Raw genomic sequence first — 24,057 nt, forward strand, 5'->3', positions numbered from 1 at the left:
ACACAGAAAATCAGGGGTGATGAACGGCCGGAAGCGGGATGCGATCGAGACGCTCGAATTCGTCGCACGGTCGCCGTGCCGGATTCGGGTTCTCGAGACACTGCAGGACACGAGTCCCGTCTCGAGGGAATCGTTGAAGGAGGAAGTAGACGTCGTGCGGACGACGCTCTTACGAAACCTGCACGGGCTGGTAGAGCGGGGACTCATTCGAGAGCGAGACCGCTATTACGAAATTACGTCGGCTGGCGCCCTCACGGCAGCGGGAGTGTCGAACGCGCTGGAACGAGTCGACACGGCGATACGCCTCCGGCCGGTGTTCGAGCGGATCCCCGCGGATGAACTCGATTTCGACTTCGAGCGGTTGGCCGACGCGACGGTCGTCGAAGCCACGACCGCGAATCCGTACGGACCTGTCGACCACCACGCGGTGAGCCTGTCCGAGGTGAACCGCGCGAGACTGTTGTTGCCGGCCACGGGGGCCAAGCCGCTCGAGGTGTCACGGGCTCCCATCGAAGCGGGGGCCACGTTCGAACTGGTCGTCACTCGATCGGTCGCCGAGACGTTACTGTCGGCGGCGCCGGTGGCGGACGAGTTTGCGGCGATCGTCGACTACGACACCGTCTCCGTGTCGGTCGTCGACGACGAGATCCCGTTCTATCTGGGAATCGTAGACGATGCCGTTCAGATCGGCGTTCACGACGACAGCGGCCTGCCAACGGCGCTCCTCGAGACGACCGATTCGACGGTCGTGGAGTGGGCTGTCGACCGGTTCGAGGCGTACGAACGCCGGTCGACGCCCATCGACGACGACGGACTGTGACGGTCGGAGAGAAACAGCGCGATCGATTCGTTAGCGGGCGCCGTCTGCACGCTGTGCACGGTATGCACAGCCTGTGTGGGATACACTGATATTCTTACGAGCCACGAGTGCTGATGCGGTAGGTGGTGAAACGGCAACCGTACTCCGACGTGCTTCTGACAACGAACGGATGGGGATGGTGGCCCTCCAACGGCCACACGTTCACCGGTGACCTATCGCCACCAGATTTCTGATCGCTGCCGATCGACCGTTCGTCCTCGAGAGCGCCGGAAAGCGCCGAGAGCCCGGACAGTGTCGACTTCGGGAAACGTTTAGGACGCGCCGTCCGATACTGTACGTGTGAGCGAGAATCGCGTCGTTCAGGGGCGAATGGTAACGGCTAGGACGCTCGCCGAGATGGTCGAGGGCGACTCGGTAATGGAAGTCGACTCGATCGAAGAGGCCGACGAGACCTGTTCGGCCTGTGGCGGCAACGTTTTGAAAGTAACGTACATGCCGTCGGTGACCGAACTCGTTACGGGCTGGAAGTGCCAGGACTGTGACTGGAGCGAGACCGATCGGGACTGACCACCGCCGGCGCTCGAACGGTCGCCGCCGTCTCGACCCGCGTTTCGCGCGAGGGCTGTCGGTCGGGCCCACAGAAAACACCGCACTCTTCGGACCAGACCGATACCGCGAGTGTGACGCGGCCGGCAGCGGTTCGTCCCGTCGCCGGTCGGTTCGACGAACGCGACGATACGGAACGCCGTTTCGACTCTCGCCCGTCAGTCTGACTCGGAAAGACGGTCTGTCACCACACCAGCCACTCGAGGACGACGACGACCGCGGCGAGAAAGACGTGTTCCCCGTCGACGACGAAGCCATAATACAGCGGACCGAGATCGGGGGCCGCGAACGGGATGTACGCACAGACGTACGCGTTCATCGCGAGGACGACGAGGAACCTGGGCGGGACCGCGTCGATCGCTACGAGCGCGACGATCGCAGCGGCGACAGCGATGGTCGCGATCAGCGAGACGATCCGGGTCACCCGGGGACCGTACAGGTTCGGAACGGTCGGGATGCCCGCTTCGCGATCGCCCTCGATGTCTTTCACGTCGAAAACCACCGCGGCGATGGTGATCATGACGGTCACGTAGGCGAACAGAAACCGGATCCCGATGGAACCGAGCGCCCCGTAGTAGTATCCGACGCCCAGCGGGATCGCGCCCCAGGCGAGGCCGACGACGATATTTTTCACCAGGAAAATGTGCTTGACGCCGCCGACGGAGTACAGTAACGCCACCGCGAGCGGGAGTAGCATGTACCCGGCTCCCGGCAGCCCCAGGGCGACGGCGACTCCGATCGCGATGACGTAAAGGCCGACGCCGAAGGCCAGCCAGAGACGCCCGTAGCGCTTCGTAAACGCTGCTCGCCGCGGCACGTTCTGTTCGTCTTCCTCGAGGTCGGTGAATCGGTTGACGGTGTAGACGAACATCGTGACCGCAAAGACGATGAAAAGCGGCAAGGCCTCGAGTGGGAGGTCGACGAGGAGAACCGTCGTGACGACGACGCTGACCGTCGCCAGCGAAATAAAGAGGTTGCTGTGGACCAGAAACCGAAGGACGGCCGCTATCGACGAAACCCAGTGTGGCGTTCGGCGTGTTGTTGTCGGGTTCGTCACTGGAAGGCCTCGTCTGGGAGATAGGGAGAGACGGACTTTGAATGCTGTGTTGGGAGGGCTCGGTTCGTCCCCCAATCGGGTAATCGCGTCGGACGTGACGTTTGGCACACGGCCGGAGCGTATTGGCAGACGATGTGCGTCCGATCCACTCCGTTGGCAGATTCCCACACAGACGGCCATCTCAGCGGCGAAAAGTCGTCTCCGATACCAGTCTGCTACTCGCAGCAGCCGATCGTCGTCGCGGTCGCTTTCCGCCCGACTCGGAAACCGCGACCGTTCGGACGAGATGCCGGGGGAGACCGGTTCGGTACGTGCGAGTTCGCTGTCCGAGCGCGGACCGTCGCCACGAATCGGACGGGAGAATCGGGGCTGCCCCTGACGATCGGCCACCCGCAGCCACCGTCCGGGCGGCGTTCGACCGCGCGGAGACGTCGCTCGCCTCGGTCGACACTCCACGGACCGACTGTTAGAGCGGGACCGGGACGCCAGTGCCGATGGCGATACAGGCGAAACACGTCGATGGAAATCCGGCCGCGAGTGTAAACTGGCAGGATTTAAGCAAGGGCGGAACGGCCGTTCGAATGGTATGAAATTACACGAGTACCAGGCGAAGCAGGTCTTCGCCGATGCCGGGATTCCAACACCGGATTCCCAACTCGCGGACGACGTAGCCGGCGTCGTCGCCGCGGCCGAGGAGATCGGGTATCCGGTAGCGGTCAAGGCGCAGGTACAGGTCGGTGGTCGCGGGAAGGCAGGCGGGATCGAACTCGCCGACGATGAGGACGAGGCCCGCGAGGCGGCCGAGTCGATACTCGGGATGGACCTGAAGGGATATCACGTCGATCGGGTTCTGGTCGAAGGAGCGGTCGACTTCGTGAACGAACTCTACGTCGGAATCACGATGGACCGCGGCGAAGGGAAACCCGTCGCGATGGTCTCGACCAAGGGCGGCGTCAACATCGAGGAAGTCGCCGAGGAGGACCCCGAAGCGATCGCCCGCGAGCACATCGACCCGTCCTTCGGGATGCTCCCCTATCAGGCCCGAAGAGCGGTCTACGACGCCGGCGTCGAGCAGTCCGTCGCGCGTGACGTCTCGAGCGTTCTCACGACACTCTATCAGCTCTGGGACGACAAGGACGGCTCCGATGCCGAGATCAATCCGCTGATGGTCACGAGCGACGACGAGGTCGTCGCGGCCGACGCCGTGATGAACATCGACGAGGACGCGCTCTTTCGCCAGCCGGAACTCGCCGAAATGGAGGCGGAAGCCGCCGGCGGCGACGAACTCGAACGGATGGCCGACGAGTACGACTTCGACTACGTCCGACTGGACGGGAACGTCGGCATCATCGGTAACGGTGCGGGGCTCGTGATGACGACGCTCGACCTGGTCGACTACTACGGCGGCCAGCCCGCTAACTTCCTGGACGTCGGCGGCGGCGCGAAGGCCGCTCGGATCGCGAACGCACTCGACATGGTGTTCTCGGACGACAACGTCGACAGCGTCGTCTTCAACATCTTCGGCGGGATCACCCGCGGTGACGAAGTCGCCCGCGGTATCAACGAGGCCCTAGAGCAGTTCGACGAGATACCCAAGCCGGTCGTCGTTCGACTGGCCGGGACCAACTGGGAGGAAGGCATGGAAATTCTCAACGAGGACCTCGTGACGGTCGAACAGACCCTGGAAGACGCGGTTCAGCGTGCCGTCGCCTACGCTGGGGAGGTGGCCGACCAATGAGCGTACTCGTCGACGACGAAACGCGCGTCGTGGTACAGGGCATCACCGGCGGCGAAGGAAAGTTCCACGCCGAACAGATGATGGAGTACGGCACCAACGTCGTTGCCGGTGCGGTCCCCGGCAAGGGCGGCCAGGAGGCGGCCGGCGTCCCCGTCTACGACACGGTTCACGAAGCGGTCGAGGAGGAAAACGCCGACACGTCCGTGATTTTCGTCCCGCCTGCGTTCGCCGGTGACGCGATATTCGAATCGCTGGATTCCGGTCTCGACCTCGCAGTGGCGATCACCGAAGGCATTCCGACGCAGGACATGGCGCGGGTCAACAAACGCCTGACCGAAACCGATACGCGCCTCATCGGACCGAATTGTCCCGGTCTCATCACTCCCGGCGAAGCCAAACTGGGCATTCTCCCGGGCAACATCTTCGCGTCGGGGAACGTCGGCCTCGTGTCCCGGTCGGGGACGCTGACCTACCAGGTGGTCGACAATCTGACCAACCGGGGCATCGGCCAGACCACGGCGATCGGGATCGGCGGCGACCCGATCATCGGCACCGACTTCGTCGACGCCCTCGAGCTGTTCGAGAACGACTCCGAAACAGACGCCATCGTCATGTGCGGCGAGATCGGCGGCGAGGACGAGGAGGAAGCCGCCGCGTTCATCGACGACAACGTCGACACGCCCGTCGCCGGCTTCATCGCCGGTCGCACGGCCCCACCGGGCAAGCGGATGGGCCACGCCGGCGCGATCGTCTCCGGGTCCGGTACTGGGACGGCGGAAAGCAAAATTTCCGCGCTCAACGACGCCGGCGTCCCCGTCGGCGATACCCCCGAGGAAGTCGCCGATCACATCGAAGACTTCCTCGCCTAACAGTAGCGAGGTCTCGGCGGCCGAGGAGAACCTGACCCGCGTCACGGTCTTCGGTCCCACCGTCGACCGGTTTTCGCCTGACCGTCCGTAACCACCCAGGGGACGGCCCGCCCGGCTATCGCTTGCACCACGATCTTCGTGTTGGTCGCAGGGCTAATGGCCAGCGATGCCAGTTCGTATCGAGTGTGACGCGTGCGGCTACATACACACGATTCCGGAGCGGACCGATGACCCGAAAACGGGCGGGACGCGCTGTCCCAACTGTGGCGAACGACCGTTCACCGTTCGTCGGAACGGGCTGCAATGGCATCCCGATCCGTGACCGCGCTCGAGGCGCGCGGCGAGGTTCGGAACGAACTCGCATCGAACGCACGGCGGGCGGTGATCTAACACGGTGGCGAACGACTACAGTCGCGTCCGGTCCCGACCAACGGTCACTTCTTCCCTCGCCCCGAAACGAGAACGGACGCGGTCAGAACAGTTTGCCGAAGACCGACCGGGGCCAGCCGAAGAAACTCGACGAGTTGTCGTCTTCCGATTTGGAGTCGGCTTCGCGATGCGCCTCCTCCCCATCGCTGTCCCCGTGTTCGGCCCCGGTGATGTCGGATTCGACCGAGCCAAACTCGATACCCTCGGGTCTTCGGCGCCGATCGTTCGATTCGGAGGGGTCTCGATCCGATGCCGACATCCGGATGCCGGGAGTGTGATTCTGACTCGATGCCGACGTCCGGTCGCCGGGAGCGTGATTCTGACTCGATGCCGACGTCGATGGACGATCGCCAGCGGACCGACTTTGACCCGACACGGTGGTGTGGTTGTCTATCGAGAGACTCTGACTCGAGGCCGTCGGACGGCCGGTGTCGGAGCGAGCGGAAGAAGTAGGAGACGATCCCGTCTCGACCCAGAGGAACTCTTCGCCTTTCGTGCGTCCGGTGAGCAGGAGATCCGCGAGTTCGTCGTCGTCGGCCAGCAGGTCGTCTGCGATTTTGGGCTCCGGCTCCGGTTCGTCTGCACTCGCGATGATATCTGCTGGACTCTCGTCTGCGAGGATGTCGTCGGCACCGTTAGTGTCGGTCGCCTCGGACCGTAGGTGGTCGAAGACTTCAGCCGCCGTTCTATCCTCGACGTCGTCGGAATTCCGCTTGGTGCCGGATTTCCGTTTGGTGCCGTTTGCATTCCCCTGCTCCGTCGTCGGTCGGCGATCGTTCCCCGCACCGTCGCCGGTCTCGAATTCCCCGAACAGGTCGTCGACGCTCGAGCCCACTTCGAACGCGCCGTCGCCCGGATTAGTGTCTATTGGGCTATCTGTCATGACCTCGCTTCTATGGAAGTGGATTATCACGTGACTTTAATTTTTGGAAAAATCTCAGTCACGATAGATGAGAAAAGAGACATATTAGTATTCTGGCCGTGAAATCGAGCTGACGAATCCAGAAGTTGACAGCCGGTCGATGCCACAGTCCGTCGGGAGACGAAGTGGAAAGCTCGTTTTCGCGAGAGGAGTAGATCGACGGGTTTGGCTCGGTGACACACGGATCAGTGCCGGCACAAACCCTATTACTGACTCCATTGAATGTGGGCCGTTGTCATGACTGGGATCGAGTACGACGATTTTCTGGACCTCGAGTACGAACCCGCGGAGACGGAACTCGTCTGTGAGTTCGCGATCGAGCCGGCTGCGGACATGACCATGGAGGCGGCGGCGAGTCGTGTCGCATCGGAATCCTCGAACGGAACGTGGGCTGCGTTGCACGTCGACGAGAACGAATTGACGGATCTCGGCGCGGTGGCCTGCGATATCGATGGGAGCGACGTCACGGTCGCCTATCCCGTCGAACTGTTCGAAGCCGGCAGCATGCCACAGATCCTCTCGTGTATCGCGGGGAACATCCTCGGCATGAAAGCCGTCGACTCGATCCGACTCGAGAACTGCCGGTGGCCGAAACCGATCGTCGACGGCTTCCCGGGTCCACAGTTCGGGACGAGCGTCGCTCGTGAGAAACTGGACGCGGGCGACCGACCGGTGCTGGCGACGGTGCCGAAACCGAAGGTGGGACTATCGACGGACGCCCACGTCGGGATCGGCGAAGCGGCCTGGCGCGGCGGGATCGACCTGTTGAAAGACGACGAGAACCTCACCGATCAGGGCTTCAACCCGTTCGTCGACCGGCTCGCGGAGAGCCTCTCGGCCCGCGACCGCGTCCAGGAGGATACCGGGGAGCGGAAGGACTACCTCGTGAACGTGACCGCAGAGACCGCCGAGATGCTAGAGCGTGTCGACCTCGTGGCGGAACACGGCGGCGGATTCGTGATGGTCGACGTGATAACCTGTGGGTGGGCCGCCGTTCAGAGCGTCCGCGAGCGGTGCGAAGACCACGGACTGGCCATCCACGCTCATCGCGCGATGCACGCTGCGTTCGACCGGGTCGACTCCCACGGCGTTTCGATGCGCGTCATCGCCCAGATCGCCCGTCTGTGCGGCGTCGATCACATCCACACCGGGACCGCGGGGTTAGGAAAACTCGAGAACGAAGACACGCCGGGAATCAACGCGTGGCTCACGGGACCGTGCCACGGCCTGAATCCCGTTCTTCCCGTCGCATCGGGCGGCCTCCATCCCGGCGTCGTCGACCAACTCCTCGATACCCTCGGAACCGATATCGTCGTTCAGGCCGGCGGTGGGGTCCACGGCCACCCCGACGGAACGCTCGCGGGCGCGAAAGCGCTGCGTCAATCCGTCGACGCGTCGATGGCCGACGAACGTCTCACCGAGTACGCCGACGACCACCCAGAACTCGCGAGGGCGCTCGAGAAGTGGGGATCCGAGACGCCCCGATGATGGTCGACGGCCTCTGACACCGATCGGTTCGATCGACTTCGACCGAATCTTTCACAGAACTAGACATTCGTCTAGATTTTAGATATATATTTATGGATATCGTTAATGTATTCCCTCATGGCTTATAAACAGTCACGACAGGGTGGGTTTCCGTCGCCGGTGACCGTCCTCACGACGGTAACGGCGGCGCTGATCGCGGGGGTGGCACTCGGCGGTGTCTTACACGCGACTGGAAGCCTGCGGTCGGTGGCTGCCGTGTACGGATTGAACGGAATCGTCAACGAATGGACGCTGGTGTTCTGTCACAGTTTCGTCGCAGCCGGTCCGTTCGTCGCGATCGTAACCCGGCTGGGAAACAGTCGGTCCGTCCCGCGGCCGCTCGCGGAGAGCTATCGGAATCCGTTTCTCTGTGCCTGCGTGGGTCTGTCGTACGGGGTATTGCTCTGGCTAACCGTCGTAGCGTACGGAGCGCCGGTCGTGCTCGGGTTCGTGACGGGCCACGCATATCCCGTCCCGCACCACCATTCGGGTAGCTTCTTCGCGCTCCTGTCGTTCGGCGCCGTTCTGGGTGCGTGGTTTCCGTTGCTCAGAGACTTCTTCACCGACCAGCGATGACTGCTCGACGCGACGGAGTCGGCGAGTGGTCGAGCCGATCGTTCGGGGCACCCGATCGCTGTGCGGCCGCCGTCAGCTCTCGTTACTCGCTGCTGTCCGATCGACGAACTCGAGGATCCGTTCGGCGATTTCCGGCCCCGCGTCTTCCTGCAGGAAGTGTGCGGCCTCACCGATCCAGATATCGGGCTGTTCACTCGCGGTGGGGATGAGGTTCCGAAGGGGGTCACGGTTGTCGGACGTAATCGGGTCCTCCTCCGCGAACAGAACGAACGCCGGTTTCTCCCATTCGGCGAGGCGGTCCCGGGCCTCGGCGAACAACTCGGCTCCCGGGTCGTCCGGCGACTGCGGAATCAGCCCCGGGAACGTCCGCGCGCCCGCCATGTACCGTTCGTCGGGGAAGGGTGCACGGTACGCGTCGACCACCTCCTCGGAGAGGTCGCGGTAACAGCCGTTTGCGACCAGCGTCCCGATATCGAGGTCGTCCGCGGTCGCGACCATCTCCGCGAACGCGTGCCACGTCTCGGTCATCTCCTGCGTTCCGTCGGGTAGCCCCGTATTCATCGGCACGAGACGGGAGAACCGATCGGGTTGTTCGGCCGAAAGCGCGAGTCCGAGCAGTCCGCCCCAGTCCTGGCAGACGAGCGTGACGTTCGTCAACTCGAGTTCCTCCACGAACGTCCGCAGCGCGTCGTAGTGCATCTCGACGGTGTACTGGTCGCGATCCTCGTATCTATCGGAGCGCCCGCAGCCGATCAGGTCCGGGACGACCACGCGGCCGCGCTCGGCGAGGATCGGCATCATCTTCCGGTAGAGAAACGACCAGGTCGGCTCGCCGTGCAGACAGAGGAACGTCTCCTCGTTCTCGTCGGCAGTCGCGCCACCGCCGGTTTCGACGTAGGCCATACGCAATTCGCCCACGTCGACGTACTGCGGCTCGTAGTCGAAATCCGGAACGTCTTCGAATCGGTCCGCTGGCACGCGGATAACCATACGATGTGATACCGTATACCACTATTCAAAAGTTGGGGAACCGACGTGAACGCCCGGGCCGTTGTTTCGAACCGGTCGTCGACCGTGCAAACCCGTTCGGCCGATAACCGGGCCCCCTATCCGTTCTCGAACGACACCTCGAGTCCATTCCGACCGGCGTGACTATCCAAAAATATTATAATCTCGTTAACCGCATCTAGCCGTGTGGTTTACGAGACAGGAAACGAGACGGTCGACGATGCTCTCGAGCGGGTCCTGGCCGGCGAGCGACTCGATAGGACCGACGGGATTGCCTTGATCGCCCAGCCGGTCGCCCCGCTCGCAGAGGCCGGTGCGGTCGTGCGCGATCACTTCGGTGACGGGACGGTCGACGCCTGCTCCATCGTCAACGCGAAGGCGGGCAACTGCGCCGAGGACTGTGGTTTCTGTGCGCAATCGGTCCACTTCGACACGGGAATCGATACCTACGGTTTTCTCGGTCCGGAGAAAATTCTCGAGGCCGCGAAACGTGCCGAACGCGACGGTGCCCAACGATTCGGCATCGTCGTCGCAGAAAAAGGCGTCTCGAAGGAACGCCACCCGGGAGAGTGGGCGGACGTCCTCGAGTCGATCAGGCTCGTTCGCGAGGAGTGCGATCTCGAAGTCGATGCCTCGCTCGGCATCCTCACCCGAGAGGAGGCCGAGATCTTAGCCGAGGAGGGGATCAACCACTACAATCACAACATCGAGACTTCCCCGCGGTACTTCCCCGAGATCGTCGGCACTCACAGCTTCGAGGATCGAGTGAAGACACTCGACGTCGCGAAAGCGGCCGGCATGGACCTCTGTGCGGGAGTCATCCTCGGAATGGGGGAGACCCCGGTCGACCGCGTGGAGGCGGCCGTCGCGCTACAGGACATCGGGGTCTCCTCGCTGCCGGTGAACGTTCTCAACCCGGTCGACGGGACGCCACTGGCCGAACGGGGGGCCGATATCACGACCGAAGAAATCGTCAAGACGGTCGCGGTCTACAAGTTGCTCCACCCCGACGCGCGAGTCCGACTCACCGGCGGCCGCGAGGCCAACCTCGCGCCCGACGAACAACACCTGCCCCTCGAGGCCGGCGCGGACGGCATCCTCACGGGGGATTATCTCACGACGGAGGGGCAGTCACCGAGGGAGGACCTCGAGATCATCGAACGGGCGGGCTTAGCGCCCAATATGGAAGTCAACGAGTTCGATCCGGCGGCGGTCGAGGCCCGCAACGACGGCACCGAACAGTCACCGACCGAGACGGTGGCCAGTGCGGGCGTAGAGTCGAGCGACGACTGACGACCCGTCGATAGCGAACCTGGCACCGACGGACGAACGAGAAACGGGGAACGGACGGATGAATTCGGCACCGATCGACGATCGAGAAAACGAACACGACACGAGACACGATACCTATGAACGACATCACGTTTGCGGTACTCGGAACCGGAGGAATCGGCCGACGAGCGCTCGAGGTGAGCCAGTACAAGGACGCGCTGACACCCGTCGCGGCGTGTGACCGCCACGGCGTCGCGTTCGACTTCGACGGCCTCGAGGTCGACGAACTGCTGGCGGCGACGGAGGGCAACATCGACAACGAGGTCAGCACCGACGGCGGGACGGCGACCGCGGAGAGCGGCGTGAAACAACACGGCGAAGACAGGGGCGTCGTCGCGTCGAGTCAGGCACGAGCCAGCGACGACCCGATTCAGGAGATCATCGACCACGGTGACCGGATCGATGCGGTCTTGCTGGCGCTGCCGAACTACGAACACGATTTCATCCCCCGAACGGCCGACCGATTCCTCGAGGGCGGCTACTCGGGAGTCATGATCGACGTCCTCAAGCGCTCGCGCGTGATCGACATGCTCGACGATCGCAGCGACGGGTTCGAGGACGCGGGCATCACGTTCATCTGCGGTGCGGGTGCGACACCCGGCCTGCTGACCGGCGCCGCTTCGCTCGCGGCCCAATCGTTCGTCGAGGTCACGGACGTCGACATCTGGTGGGGCGTCGGGCTCAAGTCCGGGTACGAGGACAATCGCGGTACCGTCCGCGAAGACATCGCACACCTCCCGGAGTACGATATCGAGACCGCCCGCGACCTCTCCGACGAGGAGATCGAAGCGATCATCGACGACCACGACGGGGCCATCGAATTCGAAGACATGGAACACGCCGACGACGTCCTCCTCGAGCGGGCCGGCGTCTGTGCCGCCGACGACGTTTCCGTCGGCGGAATCCTCGACGTTCGGAACGACGAGAAACCGACGACGACCACGGTGCGCGTGACCGGAACGACCTTCGATGGCGAGACGGCGACGAACACGTTCCAGCTCGGGGACGCAACGAGCATGGAGGCGAACGTCAACGGGCCCGCGCTGGGCTACCTGAAAGCCGGCGTCCGTCGGAACCGCGCCGGCGAGTACGGCGTCTACGGCCCGGCAGAACTGATGCCAGGGTTCTAACTGCCGCCGCGATTCCCCTCGCTGCTATTCGTAGAATGAAGCGTACACCGACACCGATCCCGAATCCGCGACGTCTCGACCGAACCGATATCCGAGCGGACCGCCCTCCCCGCTCGATCCGAACAGTGAGAGTGAAACCGTGAGAGTGAAACCGTGGCGCTGACTCCGTATAGGCGAATGGCCGACCGCGGGTTCGACCTCGAGGACCGACTCGAATCGCTCGAGGATAACGATTTGAAACGGACGTTGTCGCCTGTCGACCGGGTCGCCGAGCGCGGCTATTTTGCCGAGCCCTCCGGCGGTGAACTGCCCGTTCTCGATTCGGCTGAAGCGCTGGTCTTCGCCTCGAACAATTACCTTGGCCTGACGGACGACGAACGGATTCAGGACGCGGCGCGACGAGCCGCGGCGACCGTCGGAACGGGCGCGGGGGCGAGCAGGCTCGTCACCGGTGACACGCTGGTTCACCAGGATCTGGAGCGCCTGCTCGCCGAAACCAAGGACACCGAGCGCGCGCTCGCGTTTTCGTCGGGATACGCGGCGAACGTCGGGACGATTACCGCGCTCGAACCGGACGTGGTGTTTTCCGACGAGTTGAACCACGCGAGCATCATCGACGGCTGTCGGCTCGCGGACTGCGACACCGTGGTCTACGACCACTGCGACGTGGCGAGTCTTCGATCGAAACTCGAGGAACGGGCCGAGCACGCGGCCCGAAAGGGTGACGCGCCGGACGAGGAATCGTGGCTGATCGTCACCGACTCGGTCTTCAGCATGGACGGCACCGTGGCGCCCCTCGAGTCGATCTGCGACGCCGCCGAGGAGTTCGGTGCGTGGGTGATGGTCGACGAAGCTCATGCGACCGGCCTGTACGTGGACGGCGGGGGCATCGTTCAGGCCGAAGGGCTCGAAGACCGTATCCAGATACAGATGGGGACGCTTTCGAAGGCCCTGGCGAGCCAGGGTGGCTACGTCGCCGGCAGTGCGGAACTGATCGACTGCATCGTAAACGACGCGCGCCCGTTCGTTTTTTCGACCGGGCTCGCTCCCCCCGCCGCAGCGGCCGCAAGCGAGGCGCTCCACGTGGCCCGACACAGCGACGTGCGAGAGCGGCTCTGGGAGAACGTGGCCCACCTCCGCGACGGCCTCGAGTCGATGGGATTCGACGTCTGGGGCGACTCCCAGATCCTCCCCGTCGTCGTCGGCGATCGGCGAGACGCGATCGACCTCGCCGACGGGATTCGCGAACGGGACGTCGTCGCGCCACCGATCCGACCGCCGACGGTTCCGGACGGGACGAGCCGAATCCGCGTCGTGCCGATGGCGACCCACGAACAGAACGACATCGTCACCTGCCTCGAGGCGTTCAGAGCGACGGGCGAAGAGGTGGGACTGCTGTGACCGATCCGATCGCCGTCGTCGGGACCGGAACGGGCGTCGGGAAAACGGTCGTGACCGCCGGACTCACGCGTCTGTTGCGCGAGGCCGGCCACGACGCGCGAGCGATCAAACCGGCACAGACCGGCCATCCACCGGACGACGACGCGGCCTTCGTCGCGGCGGCCTGTGACGATCCCGCAGCGGCGACCTGTTCGCGGTATCTCGAGCCGGCGCTGGCACCGCGCGTCGCCGCCGAGGTCGCCGACGAGAATCTCGAGTACGAGTCGATTCGCGCCGCCTGCGAACGAGCGATCGCCGCCACGTCGGTGCCGATCGTGGAAGGTGTAGGCGGACTCCGGGTCCCGCTGGCCGGCGATCGTGACGTGATCGACCTGGTCGCCGACCTCGAGGCGACGGCGATCGTCGTTACGCGGTCGGACCTGGGGGCGCTCAATCACACCGCGCTCTCGATCGACGCCCTCGAGACGCGCGGGATAGACGTTATGAGCGTCGTCTGCAACGAGTACACCGGTGAGACCGTGGCCGAACGAACCAATCCGGACGAACTCGAACGGATGACCGGCCACGCCGTCGAAACCGTGCCGTCGGTGGCCGACGCTGCCGATGGCGATGCGCGCGATCTCGCTACCGGCGTCGGTGAGGCGCTGTCGCCGGCGTTTCGGCGGCGACTGCCGGTAGAAATCGTCTAACCGTCTCCGCAACGCTCAGGCGGAGGGTGCCGGTCGTTCTTCGTCGACGGTGCGTGAGTCGCGTTCGGTCGCGACGTCGGTCGTCGCCGGTTCCCGTTCGACAAGACACGAAACCACCTCGGATTTCCGGTGGTGTACCTCGAGGTGGACCCGGAGGTCTGTGGGGTCGTCGTACGTCTCCGTACACAGCGGGCATTTTTGGGCGTCTGTCATTCGGGGGTTCACCAGGAGTCACTGTCACCGTTCTTCGACGTAATAGTGTCGATAGTACAATGTTTTGATACGTTTCCGGACACTAAAACTGTGAACCGGCCCCCGTGTCCCGTCAGGGTCGACCCGCGAGGACGGTGACCGACACTCACATGAAATCGCTCAGGCCGGCCTGATCGTCGTCCGGATCGTCGCCGCTCGGTTCGTCCTCGACCGGCGTCCCGTCCTCGGCCGCTGATTCCGCGGTGGTCGCGTCGTCCGCCTCCACGGCCGCGAGGGTTCCCTGTTCGCTCGAGTCGTCATCGTCATCGTCACCTTCGCCCGTCTCGTCGGTCGCCTCGTCAGTGACGGAACTCGAACGCTCGGCCTCGAAAAACGCATTGCCGGCGTGTTCGACCGCTTCGTCGGTCTTTCGCTCCGCCGCGTCCTCGACGATCGACTGGACCTTGGTGGTGTCTTTGCCGCTGCCGGTGACGAACGAGAGTTCGGATTCGTCGAGGTCGTAGGCGGCGGCCATTCGGACGGTCAGGTCTCGATTCGTGCAGTGGTGTGTCAACCGCGAGAGAAACGGCAAAATCTCCCGTCGCACCGTCGCGACGCTCGCCCCTTCACGTTCGGCGATGCGCTCGGCGATCGCATCGCGGGTGTTCCGGGTTCCCTTGGTGCGGCCGAGTTTCGACCAGTAACTCGGTGGGCCGTATCGAGTCCACCCGCCCTTGTCGCCGCGTCTCGAGGCGGCGACGCCGGCGGTCATGTTGTCCGTGGCGTATCGCCAGTACGAGTAATTCTGTGAGGCCCTGACGCGGCCGAGCCAGCGGTCCGCGTTCGAGAGGAACCCGTATGCGTCGGCCAGTTCGGCGCCTCCGTAGTCTTTCGGGACGTTGTCTTCGATCCAGTTGAGCAACTCGTCCGGCGTCTCGTCGACGTCGTACGACGCCCGAAGCGCGCCTTCGGCGTCTTCCTCCTTGATGAGCGCGTCCAGGAAGTCGAAGATCCCCTCCGTCGTATCGCGGTTGCCCGTGACGACGTCCTCGACGGTCAGCGTTTCCGCCTCCTCGGCGACCGCCTGCAGGTCGTTGACCGCAGAGCGCAGGTCGCCGCTGGTCGACTCCGCGATCTTCTCTAGGGCTTCCTCGTCGAACTCGATGCCCTCGCGCCGGCAGATATCGCGAAGAACTGGGACGATCGAACGTTTCGAGACGTCCCGGAACTCGATGGTTTCGCACGCGTTCCGAAGCGACTGACTCATGTCGTAGAACTCGTTGGCCACGAGAACGACCGGCTGATTCGCCTCCTTGACGACCCGGGTGACCTCTCTCGAGCCACCGTAGTCCGCGTTCCCGTGGAAGTTGTCCGCCTCGTCGAGGATTACGAGTCTTCGACCCGACCCGCCGCCGGTCAGCGTGCCGCTCTTTGCGGCTTCGCCCGCGATCCGTTCGATGACGTCCGCTTTGCGGTTATCGCTGGCGTTGAGTTCCATCACGGGCCAGCCCATATCGGCGGCCAGCGCGTGAGCGGCGGAGGTCTTTCCGATACCGGGACTCCCGTGGACGATTACCGCCTTCCGATGATCCTCCCAGGTTTCGGCCCACTCCTCGAGGTTGTCGCGGGCCTTGTTGTTTCCACGTACCTCCGACAGCGTCGACGGGCGGTACTTCTCCGTCCAGTCGGTCATTGCACCGTCATTGGTGTGTTCGGCGTTTAGGGATTGCGGAGCATCACTCCTCGGTAACCGACTTCAGGTCTAGACGGGACGTGACGTCCGCATACGTATCGTCGCTCGAGACCACGGTATCGCCGTTCGATTCGACGAGGTGAAGGGCGTCGAACGGTGTGAACCCGTGGTCTTCCACGTACGTCGCCGCCGTAACGACCGTCTCCACGTCACCGCGTACCTCGACGAGGTTGGCGGCGTTCGAAACGACGCGTTCGGTATCACGTTCCTCGCGGTAGGCGACCATCAGGAGTTCGATGAGCGTGAACTGCGACGTCCACAACTCGTCACGGTGTTCCCGGTACACCGACTCGGCGGCCTCGCCGAGCCAGTCATCGTCCTTGATCAGCGCGAGAAGGAAATCGGTTTCCGCATACATCTATCGTCCGGCCTCGTCGAGCGCTGCATTTCGCGCTTCTTCACGGAGTTCGTCGGCCGATTTTTCGACGTCCGCGAATTCGTCCCTGAGTGCCTCGAGCGGGTCGTCGGCGACCGGAACCAATTTGATTCCGTCGGGAAGTTGAACGACGTGATATCGGTCCCCGTATCGCTCACGGACCTCCTTCGGGAGCGTGAGACGGCCACGGTCGTCCAGCGCTACGTCTGACATACCTCGGTGTTAAGTGGGCAAAAGTAAAAATGTTCCCCGATATGTGGGGATACCCATTCTGTGCCTGTCAGTCGGAATCTGTCTCCACATTCACGAGCAAATCGCGATGCATATTCGACGTTCTCAGCACATCGAATCTACATCGTATTGTCCCGACTTCTCCGTCCAGTCGGTCATTGCACCGTCATTGGTGTGTTCGGCGTTTAGAGATTGCGGACGTCGATCACCGGCGACGGACGTCGTCGTGTCGGCCGCGTCTCACGGAGGTCACCGGGAATCGAGGATGACGGATCGATCGTCTAGCCGCCCTCCCGATGCCGGGAGGGGGCGGATCGACGGTTTCTCCGCGAAACAGCGATCAGGCTCCGTCGTTCCCCTCCGGTTCGATTTCGCGAAGGCAGTCCCTCGCGCGCGGATTCACGGCCGTGTCGCTGACGGCCTCGAAGTCGGATCGCTCGGTCGTAACCGAGGTGATTATGGTGCCGTCGCTGCCGTAGTTCGGGATTTCGATGATGATCTTTTCCGGCCGCCGGCTCACGCCGGACCCGGTTCCGATCTCGAAGGCGACCGTCCCGGTGAACGGCGCCGGGACGTCCTCGCCGAACACGACCCCGTCCTCGAGGATCGTATCTCCGAAGAGACCGTCGTCGAAGAACCCCGTGCTCGCGAAGGCGACGTCACTCTCTTCGAACGTGCCGGTAACCTCCGCTCGAGTACAGGACGGGAACCTGATGACGCGCCCCGAATCGTCGGTCTGTTTCGCTTTCTTCTCTTTCTCGTCGGTCTCACCTTTTTTCTCAGGAGTGCTCTCGTCGTCCCCGTTTTTGTCGGCTCCTTTCTCGCTCGAGTCGGTCCCGTTCTCGCCCGTTTCGGATCCGGGATCACCGCCGTCGGTAGCGCGAGATGGTCCGGTCGTCGATCCGGTATCTCCGCCGCCAGTTTCGTTTCCGAGGCCCGTCTCTTCGGCTGGATTCGCGTTGAGACAGCCAGCGAGTCCGGTTCCGAATCCAGCCACAACGAGGAATTTCCGGCGGTCCATGTCCGGAGGGAATAACGGCCTCCTCCATAAATTATAGGATTTCTATCATGTCTTGTTACAGTCATCGGACTAGACGTGAGACCCAGTATCACGCGTCACAACCGGGAGAAGGCGAGACTTCTGGGACGAACACAGATCGACTCACCAGGAGTAATGGACTGTTCTCGAAATTATTACCAGTTTTCGGCGGTCGGTGTATCCCAGCGGGATCGGTGACGCCGATCTCCCACGGACCACCCACGCCTCCGTTTTCTGTGAGTCCGCGTTCGATGCGAGCAGATACCGACTGCCTCCCGGATCGACGTCTTCCAGCGGCGACGCTCGGACCGTTACACCGCTCGAATCGAGAGTCGGTCGGTCGTCGGGACCCGGACGTGCGATCGGTCCCGCCGTTTCATTTGACGGAATCTTCCGGTTCCGGGGCCACCTCGGCGACGACCACCCTCGAGATCCGGGTTCCGTCCACGTCGTCGACCGTCAACTCGTATCCGTCGGCCTCGATCGAATCTCCGACTTCGGGTGCCCTCCCGAGGCGGCTCAATACCAGACCGCCGATCGTGTCGAACGCCTGGCTTTCGAAGTTTGTCTCGAGCGTTTCGTTTACCCCCGCGAGTGAGACGCCGCCGTCCATGCCGTAGCGGCCGGTAGCGAGTTCGTCGATTGACGGCTCCAGTTCGGCGATGTCGAATTCGTCCTGAATCTCGCCGACGACCTGTTCGATAATGTCTTCGATGGTCAGGATGCCCTCGAAGGCACCCCACTCGTCGATAACGACGGCCAGTTGGACGTTCCGGCGCCGAAACTCGGCGAGTATCTCGTCGATCCGGCGCGTTTCCGGAACGTAGAGGACGTCTCGGGCCAAATCATGCGCGGTCGGTTCGCCGTTGGAGGGCTCGGCGGCGCGGTCCGCCGTTTCGATCGCGTGGAGCACGTCTTTCGCGTGAACGAATCCGACGACCGGTTCGTCGGCCTCCTCGTCGACGACGGGAAACCGGGTGTAGCTCCCGCTCGAGGCGACAGTCCGCAGTTCAGCGAGTGGCATGTCGGCGGAGACCGTCACGACGTCGGGACGAGGGACCATCACCTCGCGAGCGACCGTTTCGCTCAGGTCGAAGATCGCCTCGACCATTTCGGCTTCCGCCATATCGACGGCTCCCTGTTCGCCGGATCGCGAGACGATGCGAAGGATCTCCTCCTCGCTATGGCTTTCGTCTCGCTCCGAGGCCGGCTCGACACCGATCAGTCGCGTAAAGAAGTTCGCCGTCCCGTTGAAGACCACGATTCCGGGGATGAAGACGTAGTAAAAGAACTTCATCGGCGCGGCGACGAGTAGGGCGATCCGCTCGGCGTCGGCGATCGCCAGCGTCTTCGGCGCGAGTTCTCCGAACACCACGTGGAGGAAGGTGATGACGCTGAACCCGATCGCGATCGACACCAGGTGGATCGAACCCGCGGGAAGCACGGACCCCAGGACGGGCTCGAGTAACGCGGCGATGGCGGGTTCGCCGACCCACCCCAGGCCCAGGGAGGCGATCGTGATCCCCAACTGGGTCGTCGCGAGGTAATCGTCCAGATTCTCCTCTGCTTCCTGGACGAGTTTAGCCGACGATCTGCCTTCTTCGACGAGTGACTCGATCTGTGTCGAGCGGATCCGGACGTAGGCGAACTCCGCTGCGACGAAGAATCCGTTCAGGAAGACCAGAAAAAACGCGAAGAGGAGACGCCCGACGGAGAACGCGAGGTCTACCATCGGCGACACCCGGTGATCAGTGAGGACTCCGGCGCTATCGCCATCACGTCGGCGCTGATTCGCACTCGACTTTCGATTCGACGAGTCAGCGTGCTCCCATCGATGGGCCGATAGGACCCCCTGGACGGCGGGGTCCGGATGGTGGACCTCCTGTTAGTAACCACGATCATACGACTACTTGGCATACCACTTACAAAACGGTAGCGCTGTCGGGCGGCGAACAGCGTCTCTTCGGCGCGGAATACGACGATGTTCGGAAATCGACTCGGGGGAATGCCGTCTGCAGGGGACCCCCTCACGGTTGGATACCGGTTGAGCGACGCACGCGTGCGGCCTATCCGCGCCGTCCGAGTCGGAGTGGCTCACCACATTTCGGACCGCCACGGCGCAACCGCGCCTCCCGGTAAGATAACTGCCCGTACCTCGAACGCAGCCTATGAACGTCGCGATACTCACCGTCGGTGACGAACTTCTCGCAGGGGCGACGACGAACACCAACGGGTCGTGGTTGGCGAAGCGAATCACAGCACAGGGCAGCACGGTCGATCGAATCCTGACGATCCCCGACGACCACGAACTGATCGCAGACTACGTCGCGCGCTGGAGCGACGAGTTCGACGCCGTCGTCGTCACCGGTGGGATCGGGGGAACGCCCGACGACGTCACCGTCGAAGCCGTCGCCGACGGCCTCGAGCGCGAGTTCGTGGTCCACGGAGACATCCGCGAGCGGCTGGTCGAGAAGGCGGCCGCGTTCCGCGACGAGAATCCCGAACTGGTCGACGAGTACGACTTGCAACTCGACTTCGAGGCCGCGGCGTCGATTCCAGAAGGCGCGACGCCGATTATCGTCGAAGAGGGCTGGGCCCCGGGTTGCGTCGTCGAGAACGTCTACGTCTTCGCCGGCATCCCCGACGAGATGCAGGCGATGTTCGAGCGGGTAGCCGACGAGTTCCGGGGGGATTCGACCGCGGAAACGGTGTACACACCAGCCCCTGAAGGAGCGCTTCACGAGGCCCTCGAGGGGGTTGCCGATCGGTTCGACGTTTCGGTCGGCAGCTATCCGCGAAGCGACTCACGTCCCGGCCGAATCCGCGTCTCGAGTTCCGATCCCGAGACCGTCGACTCGGCGATTGCGTGGCTCCGAGCGAACGTCGAGACGACAGCACCGCCGTCGGAGAGTGATACCGAATCCGCATGAAGAATCCTTCCGGCGGCCTTCGACGCACTGCAACCGTCGCGTCAATCGGCCGTTCGATCCTCGAGTATCCGGACGAAAACCGCCGCGAATCCGGTGATCGTGAGGACGAACCGTTCGCCGGTGGCCGCGATGGGGAAGATCCGTTCGACGTCCGTCGCCGGTTCGCCTCGAGTTGGGTCGAACCCGGTTCGGTAGTGCGTGTTCTCGGTCGTTCCGCGCGCCGTCGAGTCAGCGATCGCGCCGGCGTCGAGTTCCACGAACGTCTGGACGAGGCCGCGCTGATCGGTCACGAGCAGCGTTCCGGACAGGTCGTAGAACCGATCGTGGACCGGCCAGAACAGGTTGACGCCGTTGAAGAACGCGTCGAAGAGGACGTGTGCGAACAGCAGCGCCGCGAGCGTCGTCCACGTGACGCGGGCGCCGTACTCGCCCCACCGCTCCCTCACGATCGACTCCTCCCGGATCGTCCCGTCCCAGAGCAGAACGGCTGCGGGGAGCAGGACGATCCAGACGTTGTGCAACGCCGCTCGATGGGTACCCGGAACGACGACCCCGATCAGTGTGTCGAGATCGAGGACGGCGGTACATCCCATCACGACGAGTATCGCCCGAGTATCGAACGTCGAGGCGAGTAACGCGACCCCGAGCAGTCCCGCAAAGGCGACGTGGACGACGGTCGATGGCACAGTCCGGCGACTGGAACCGCGACGACTTGACTGTTCGGAATGAAGAGACGTCGCGTGCGGTTCGCGTTGTGAGACGTCGGATCTGCGGATCCGATACGGTCGACGAGCGTTCGGGGAGGGGAGAGCGCAAAAACGTCTCCGGTAGGTACTTCTGCCGACCGGGCGACCGACGAGTATGAGCGGGCGCGGACCGAAACGGGAACTCGCGGAGAAAATCGCCGGCGAGATCACGCTGAGCAACGATCCCGGCTCGACGCTTCGGAAGTGGCGAACCGATTTCGACATCTCGCAGACGGACCTCGCGGCGGAACTCGAGGTTTCCTCCTCGGTCATCTCGGATTACGAGAGCGGCCGCCGGGAGAGCCCCGGCATCGGCGTCGTCGGTCGGCTCGTGGAGGGGTTGCTCGCGATCGACGAACGCCGGGGCGGCGAACGCATCCGTCAGTACGGCCGGGTTCTCTCGGCGGGATTCGAGAGCGACGTCGTCTACGATCTCCGGGAGTACGCGACGTCGATCCCGCTCTCGCAGCTTTACGCCGACCTAGAGGCGACCGAAGTCGCCTCGAGCGGTACCGATCGCGTGAGCGGCCACACGGTAATCGACAGTATCGAGGCGATCACGCGACTCTCGAGCGAGGAATTCTTTCGACTCTACGGGCAGAGCACGAATCGGGTGCTCGTGTTTACGGGGGTGACGCGTGGCGAATCGCCCCTCGTGGCGCTCCGCGTCGTCAATCCGACGCCCAACGCCGTCATCCTCCACGGCATCGACGAGGACGAACTCTGGGATCACGCGGCCGATCTGGCCCGAATCGACGGCTACTCGCTTGCCGTGACGAACACGCCGTTAGACGACATGCTCGAGCATCTCGTGAGTCTCGAGTGACCGATTCCGACCCGCCGCGTTACGCAACTTAGTACCGAACCGCGAATCGAGTCCCCTCGCTGCCTCGCGGGCGTCGGGCAGTCCATCCGGTCACTGAAATCGGCGAAAATTCGTCACGGGCCGACCGGTATCACGTACGTGACGGGGCGGCCGATACCGTCGCCCGCCGAATTCGGCACGTCGGGGACTCCGCTGCCCGCGTTGGCTCGCCGCGGTTCGCGTGCAATCGCCCGACCTCAGGCGATCTGGTCGCGGTAGTCGTCCGCGGTGAGCAATTCCTCGAGTTGCTCACCGTTCTCGGAGTCGATCTCGAGCATCCATCCCTCGCCGAACGGATCGTCGTTGACGAGTTCGGGCGCGTCGAAGAGGGCGTCGTTGACCGCGACGATCTCACCGGCGACGGGCGCATAGAGGTCGGAAACGGCCTTGATAGACTCGACGACGCCGAACTCCTCGTCCTGTGCGACGGTCTCTCCCTCGTCGGGGAGTTCGACGAAGACCACGTCGCCGAGTTCGTCCTGTGCGAAGTCGGAGATGCCGACCCGGACGACGCCGTCCGTCTCCAATGCCCATTCGTGCGATTCCAGATACCGTCTGTCGTCGGGTACGTCGAAGCTCATTATACTGTGTCGATGAAAGGCGTCGTTTCAACTCTTGCTTTTTTCGACTGGCCGCGGACGACCACCTGCAAGGTCGTCCCCGGTTCCGCGTACTCGACCGGCACGTAGCCGAGGCCGATCGGTTTCTCGAGGGTCGGGCTCATCGTTCCGCTGGTGACCGTGCCGATGACTCGACTCTCGACGGTCGTAATGTCGTAGCCGTGTCGGGGGACGCCGCGATCGATCAGCTGGAAGCCGACGAGTTTCTCGTCGACGCCCGCGGCCTCGAGTTCGGCCAGGGCGTCCCGGCCGACGAACGACGTCTCGAGTGCGACCGTAAAGCCGATCCCGGCCTCGTAGGGCGTGCGCGGATCGGCCTCGGGATCGAAGTCCTGCTCGGCGAGTAACAGGCCGGCTTCGATGCGAAGCGTATCCCTGGCCCCGAGTCCGCAGGGCTGACAGTCGAACCCCGCCCAGATTTTCTCCGCCGCCCCCCAGGGGAGGATCAGTTCGAACCCGTCTTCGCCGGTGTATCCGGTCCGGGCCGTCCAGCACTCGACGCCGTCGATCGTCGCGTTCCGGGCCTCGAATCGCTCGAGTTCGCCGACGGACTCGTCGGTTCGGCTTTCGACCAGATCCACCGCAGAGGGACCCTGTACGGCGAACATCGCATACTCGTCGGTCCGGTTGTCGACGGTCGCGTCGAGGCCCCACTCGTTGCGGTAGCTGATCCACCGTTCGTGCGTCGCTTCGTCGGTCCCCGCGTTGGGGACGAACAGGTAGGTCGGCCGTTCGTTCTCGTCGGGCAGACGGTAGACGACCGTGTCGTCGAGGATGATGCCGTCCTCGTCAGTGATCGCGGCGTACTGGGAATCACCCACCCCGAGTCGTTCGACGTCGTTCGACGTCAGACGTTGCATCAATTCCGTTGCATCGGGACCGGTGACGTGGATCTGGCCCATGTGCGAGACGTCGAAGATGCCGACGTCTTCCCGGACGGCCGCGTGTTCGACCTGGATCGAGTCGAATTCGACCGGCATGTCCCAGCCGCCAAACTCCGTGAACTTCGCTCCGCGTTCGTCGTGAATCCCACGTAACGGCGACGTCTGAAGCGGCATAACCGGAACGTCATCCGCAGAGTAGTAATGTCTTTTCGTCGGCTGACGCGGCGTCGGGCGCCTCGAGACTGAATTCGACCGGTCGTCCGATCGCTTCGCTTTCGGACGACGACCCGTCCGGGCCGGCCGGTGTCGTAACCACT

The 24,057-nt window shown here is 63.6% G+C and carries 24 protein-coding genes; 12 read left to right on the forward strand and 12 right to left on the reverse strand.

The window, feature by feature from the left end:
* Positions 1-19 precede the first annotated feature (19 nt).
* The gene (locus NJT13_RS02545) at positions 20-820 is read left to right on the forward strand and encodes a helix-turn-helix transcriptional regulator (protein ID WP_254523924.1); all 801 of its coding nucleotides are present in this window, start codon (positions 20-22) and stop codon (positions 818-820) included.
* Positions 821-1,159: 339 nt separating this feature from the next.
* Positions 1,160-1,387, forward strand: coding sequence for a DUF5795 family protein (locus NJT13_RS02550; protein ID WP_254523925.1), 228 nt, complete (start codon positions 1,160-1,162; stop codon positions 1,385-1,387).
* Positions 1,388-1,610: 223 nt separating this feature from the next.
* On the opposite strand, the gene NJT13_RS02555 is transcribed toward NJT13_RS02550, so the two are convergent.
* Positions 1,611-2,483 carry a UbiA family prenyltransferase gene (locus NJT13_RS02555; protein ID WP_254523926.1) on the reverse strand — a complete coding sequence of 291 codons (873 nt, stop codon included), beginning with the start codon at positions 2,481-2,483 and terminating at the stop codon, positions 1,611-1,613.
* Between the two features lie 586 nt (positions 2,484-3,069).
* Between NJT13_RS02555 and sucC the strand changes: the two genes are divergently transcribed.
* Together sucC and sucD are read left to right on the forward strand one after the other, a co-directional pair.
* On the forward strand, positions 3,070-4,221 hold the full coding sequence (gene sucC, locus NJT13_RS02560) for an ADP-forming succinate--CoA ligase subunit beta (RefSeq protein ID WP_254523927.1): 1,152 nt from the start codon (positions 3,070-3,072) through the stop codon (positions 4,219-4,221).
* Positions 4,218-5,090, forward strand: coding sequence for a succinate--CoA ligase subunit alpha (gene sucD / locus NJT13_RS02565; protein WP_254523928.1), 873 nt, complete (start codon positions 4,218-4,220; stop codon positions 5,088-5,090). The genes sucC and sucD overlap by 4 nt, the downstream gene beginning before the upstream one ends.
* A gap of 472 nt (positions 5,091-5,562) precedes the next feature.
* Here sucD and NJT13_RS02575 read toward each other — a convergent pair whose 3' ends face one another.
* Positions 5,563-6,402: a hypothetical protein gene (locus NJT13_RS02575; RefSeq protein WP_254523930.1), complete on the reverse strand. Its 840-nt coding sequence runs from the start codon at positions 6,400-6,402 to the stop codon at positions 5,563-5,565.
* 276 nt (positions 6,403-6,678) lie between these two features.
* Between NJT13_RS02575 and rbcL the strand changes: the two genes are divergently transcribed.
* Both rbcL and NJT13_RS02585 read left to right on the forward strand, forming a co-directional pair.
* Positions 6,679-7,929: a type III ribulose-bisphosphate carboxylase gene (gene rbcL / locus NJT13_RS02580; protein WP_254523931.1), complete on the forward strand. Its 1,251-nt coding sequence runs from the start codon at positions 6,679-6,681 to the stop codon at positions 7,927-7,929.
* A gap of 117 nt (positions 7,930-8,046) precedes the next feature.
* A complete protein-coding gene (locus NJT13_RS02585) occupies positions 8,047-8,544 on the forward strand; it encodes a hypothetical protein (RefSeq protein ID WP_254523932.1) in 498 nt (165 codons plus the stop codon).
* 72 nt (positions 8,545-8,616) lie between these two features.
* On the opposite strand, the gene NJT13_RS02590 is transcribed toward NJT13_RS02585, so the two are convergent.
* Entirely contained in the window at positions 8,617-9,534 is a 918-nt protein-coding gene (locus tag NJT13_RS02590) for a haloalkane dehalogenase (protein WP_254523933.1), read from the reverse strand.
* A 204-nt stretch (positions 9,535-9,738) separates the two neighbouring features.
* Between NJT13_RS02590 and bioB the strand changes: the two genes are divergently transcribed.
* From bioB to bioD, 4 genes are all read left to right on the forward strand, one after another.
* Positions 9,739-10,845: a biotin synthase BioB gene (gene bioB, locus NJT13_RS02595; RefSeq protein WP_254523934.1), complete on the forward strand. Its 1,107-nt coding sequence runs from the start codon at positions 9,739-9,741 to the stop codon at positions 10,843-10,845.
* A gap of 116 nt (positions 10,846-10,961) precedes the next feature.
* Complete coding sequence (gene bioU, locus NJT13_RS02600) at positions 10,962-12,014, forward strand: (S)-8-amino-7-oxononanoate synthase BioU (protein ID WP_254523935.1); 1,053 nt, start codon at positions 10,962-10,964, stop codon at positions 12,012-12,014.
* Between the two features lie 177 nt (positions 12,015-12,191).
* Positions 12,192-13,415 carry an aminotransferase class I/II-fold pyridoxal phosphate-dependent enzyme gene (locus NJT13_RS02605; RefSeq protein WP_254523936.1) on the forward strand — a complete coding sequence of 408 codons (1,224 nt, stop codon included), beginning with the start codon at positions 12,192-12,194 and terminating at the stop codon, positions 13,413-13,415.
* Positions 13,412-14,104: a dethiobiotin synthase gene (gene bioD / locus NJT13_RS02610; RefSeq protein WP_254523937.1), complete on the forward strand. Its 693-nt coding sequence runs from the start codon at positions 13,412-13,414 to the stop codon at positions 14,102-14,104. Before NJT13_RS02605 ends, bioD begins: the two co-directional genes overlap by 4 nt.
* A gap of 15 nt (positions 14,105-14,119) precedes the next feature.
* On the opposite strand, the gene NJT13_RS02615 is transcribed toward bioD, so the two are convergent.
* The 6 genes from NJT13_RS02615 to NJT13_RS02640 form a co-directional block, all read right to left on the reverse strand.
* Complete coding sequence (locus NJT13_RS02615; protein ID WP_254523938.1) at positions 14,120-14,317, reverse strand: C2H2-type zinc finger protein; 198 nt, start codon at positions 14,315-14,317, stop codon at positions 14,120-14,122.
* A 145-nt stretch (positions 14,318-14,462) separates the two neighbouring features.
* Positions 14,463-15,989 carry a replication factor C large subunit gene (locus NJT13_RS02620; RefSeq protein WP_254523939.1) on the reverse strand — a complete coding sequence of 509 codons (1,527 nt, stop codon included), beginning with the start codon at positions 15,987-15,989 and terminating at the stop codon, positions 14,463-14,465.
* Between the two features lie 43 nt (positions 15,990-16,032).
* Positions 16,033-16,407 (reverse strand): type II toxin-antitoxin system VapC family toxin, encoded by a 375-nt coding sequence (locus tag NJT13_RS02625; RefSeq protein WP_254523940.1) that lies wholly within the window; start codon positions 16,405-16,407, stop codon positions 16,033-16,035.
* Entirely contained in the window at positions 16,408-16,638 is a 231-nt protein-coding gene (locus NJT13_RS02630) for an AbrB/MazE/SpoVT family DNA-binding domain-containing protein (RefSeq protein WP_254523941.1), read from the reverse strand. It abuts the gene before it with no gap.
* Positions 16,639-16,996: 358 nt separating this feature from the next.
* Positions 16,997-17,677: a hypothetical protein gene (locus NJT13_RS02635; protein WP_254523942.1), complete on the reverse strand. Its 681-nt coding sequence runs from the start codon at positions 17,675-17,677 to the stop codon at positions 16,997-16,999.
* Positions 17,678-18,071: 394 nt separating this feature from the next.
* The gene (locus NJT13_RS02640; RefSeq protein ID WP_254523943.1) at positions 18,072-19,427 is read right to left on the reverse strand and encodes a hemolysin family protein; all 1,356 of its coding nucleotides are present in this window, start codon (positions 19,425-19,427) and stop codon (positions 18,072-18,074) included.
* Between the two features lie 436 nt (positions 19,428-19,863).
* Here NJT13_RS02640 and NJT13_RS02645 point away from each other — a divergent pair, with 436 nt between their 5' ends.
* Positions 19,864-20,625, forward strand: coding sequence for a competence/damage-inducible protein A (locus tag NJT13_RS02645; protein WP_254523944.1), 762 nt, complete (start codon positions 19,864-19,866; stop codon positions 20,623-20,625).
* 41 nt (positions 20,626-20,666) lie between these two features.
* Here NJT13_RS02645 and NJT13_RS02650 read toward each other — a convergent pair whose 3' ends face one another.
* Positions 20,667-21,311, reverse strand: coding sequence for a metal-dependent hydrolase (locus NJT13_RS02650; protein WP_254523945.1), 645 nt, complete (start codon positions 21,309-21,311; stop codon positions 20,667-20,669).
* A gap of 175 nt (positions 21,312-21,486) precedes the next feature.
* On the opposite strand from NJT13_RS02650, the gene NJT13_RS02655 reads away from it, so the two are divergent.
* On the forward strand, positions 21,487-22,197 hold the full coding sequence (locus NJT13_RS02655; protein WP_254523946.1) for a helix-turn-helix domain-containing protein: 711 nt from the start codon (positions 21,487-21,489) through the stop codon (positions 22,195-22,197).
* Between the two features lie 236 nt (positions 22,198-22,433).
* Here the strand turns inward: NJT13_RS02655 and gcvH are convergent, their stop codons facing one another.
* Positions 22,434-22,817 carry a glycine cleavage system protein GcvH gene (gene gcvH / locus NJT13_RS02660; protein WP_254523947.1) on the reverse strand — a complete coding sequence of 128 codons (384 nt, stop codon included), beginning with the start codon at positions 22,815-22,817 and terminating at the stop codon, positions 22,434-22,436.
* On the reverse strand, positions 22,817-23,914 hold the full coding sequence (gene gcvT, locus NJT13_RS02665) for a glycine cleavage system aminomethyltransferase GcvT (RefSeq protein ID WP_254523948.1): 1,098 nt from the start codon (positions 23,912-23,914) through the stop codon (positions 22,817-22,819). The genes gcvH and gcvT overlap by 1 nt, the downstream gene beginning before the upstream one ends.
* Between the last annotated feature and the right edge of the window lie 143 nt (positions 23,915-24,057).

It is taken from the genome of Natrinema caseinilyticum (assembly GCF_024227435.1).
GTDB lineage: Archaea > Halobacteriota > Halobacteria > Halobacteriales > Natrialbaceae > Natrinema > Natrinema caseinilyticum.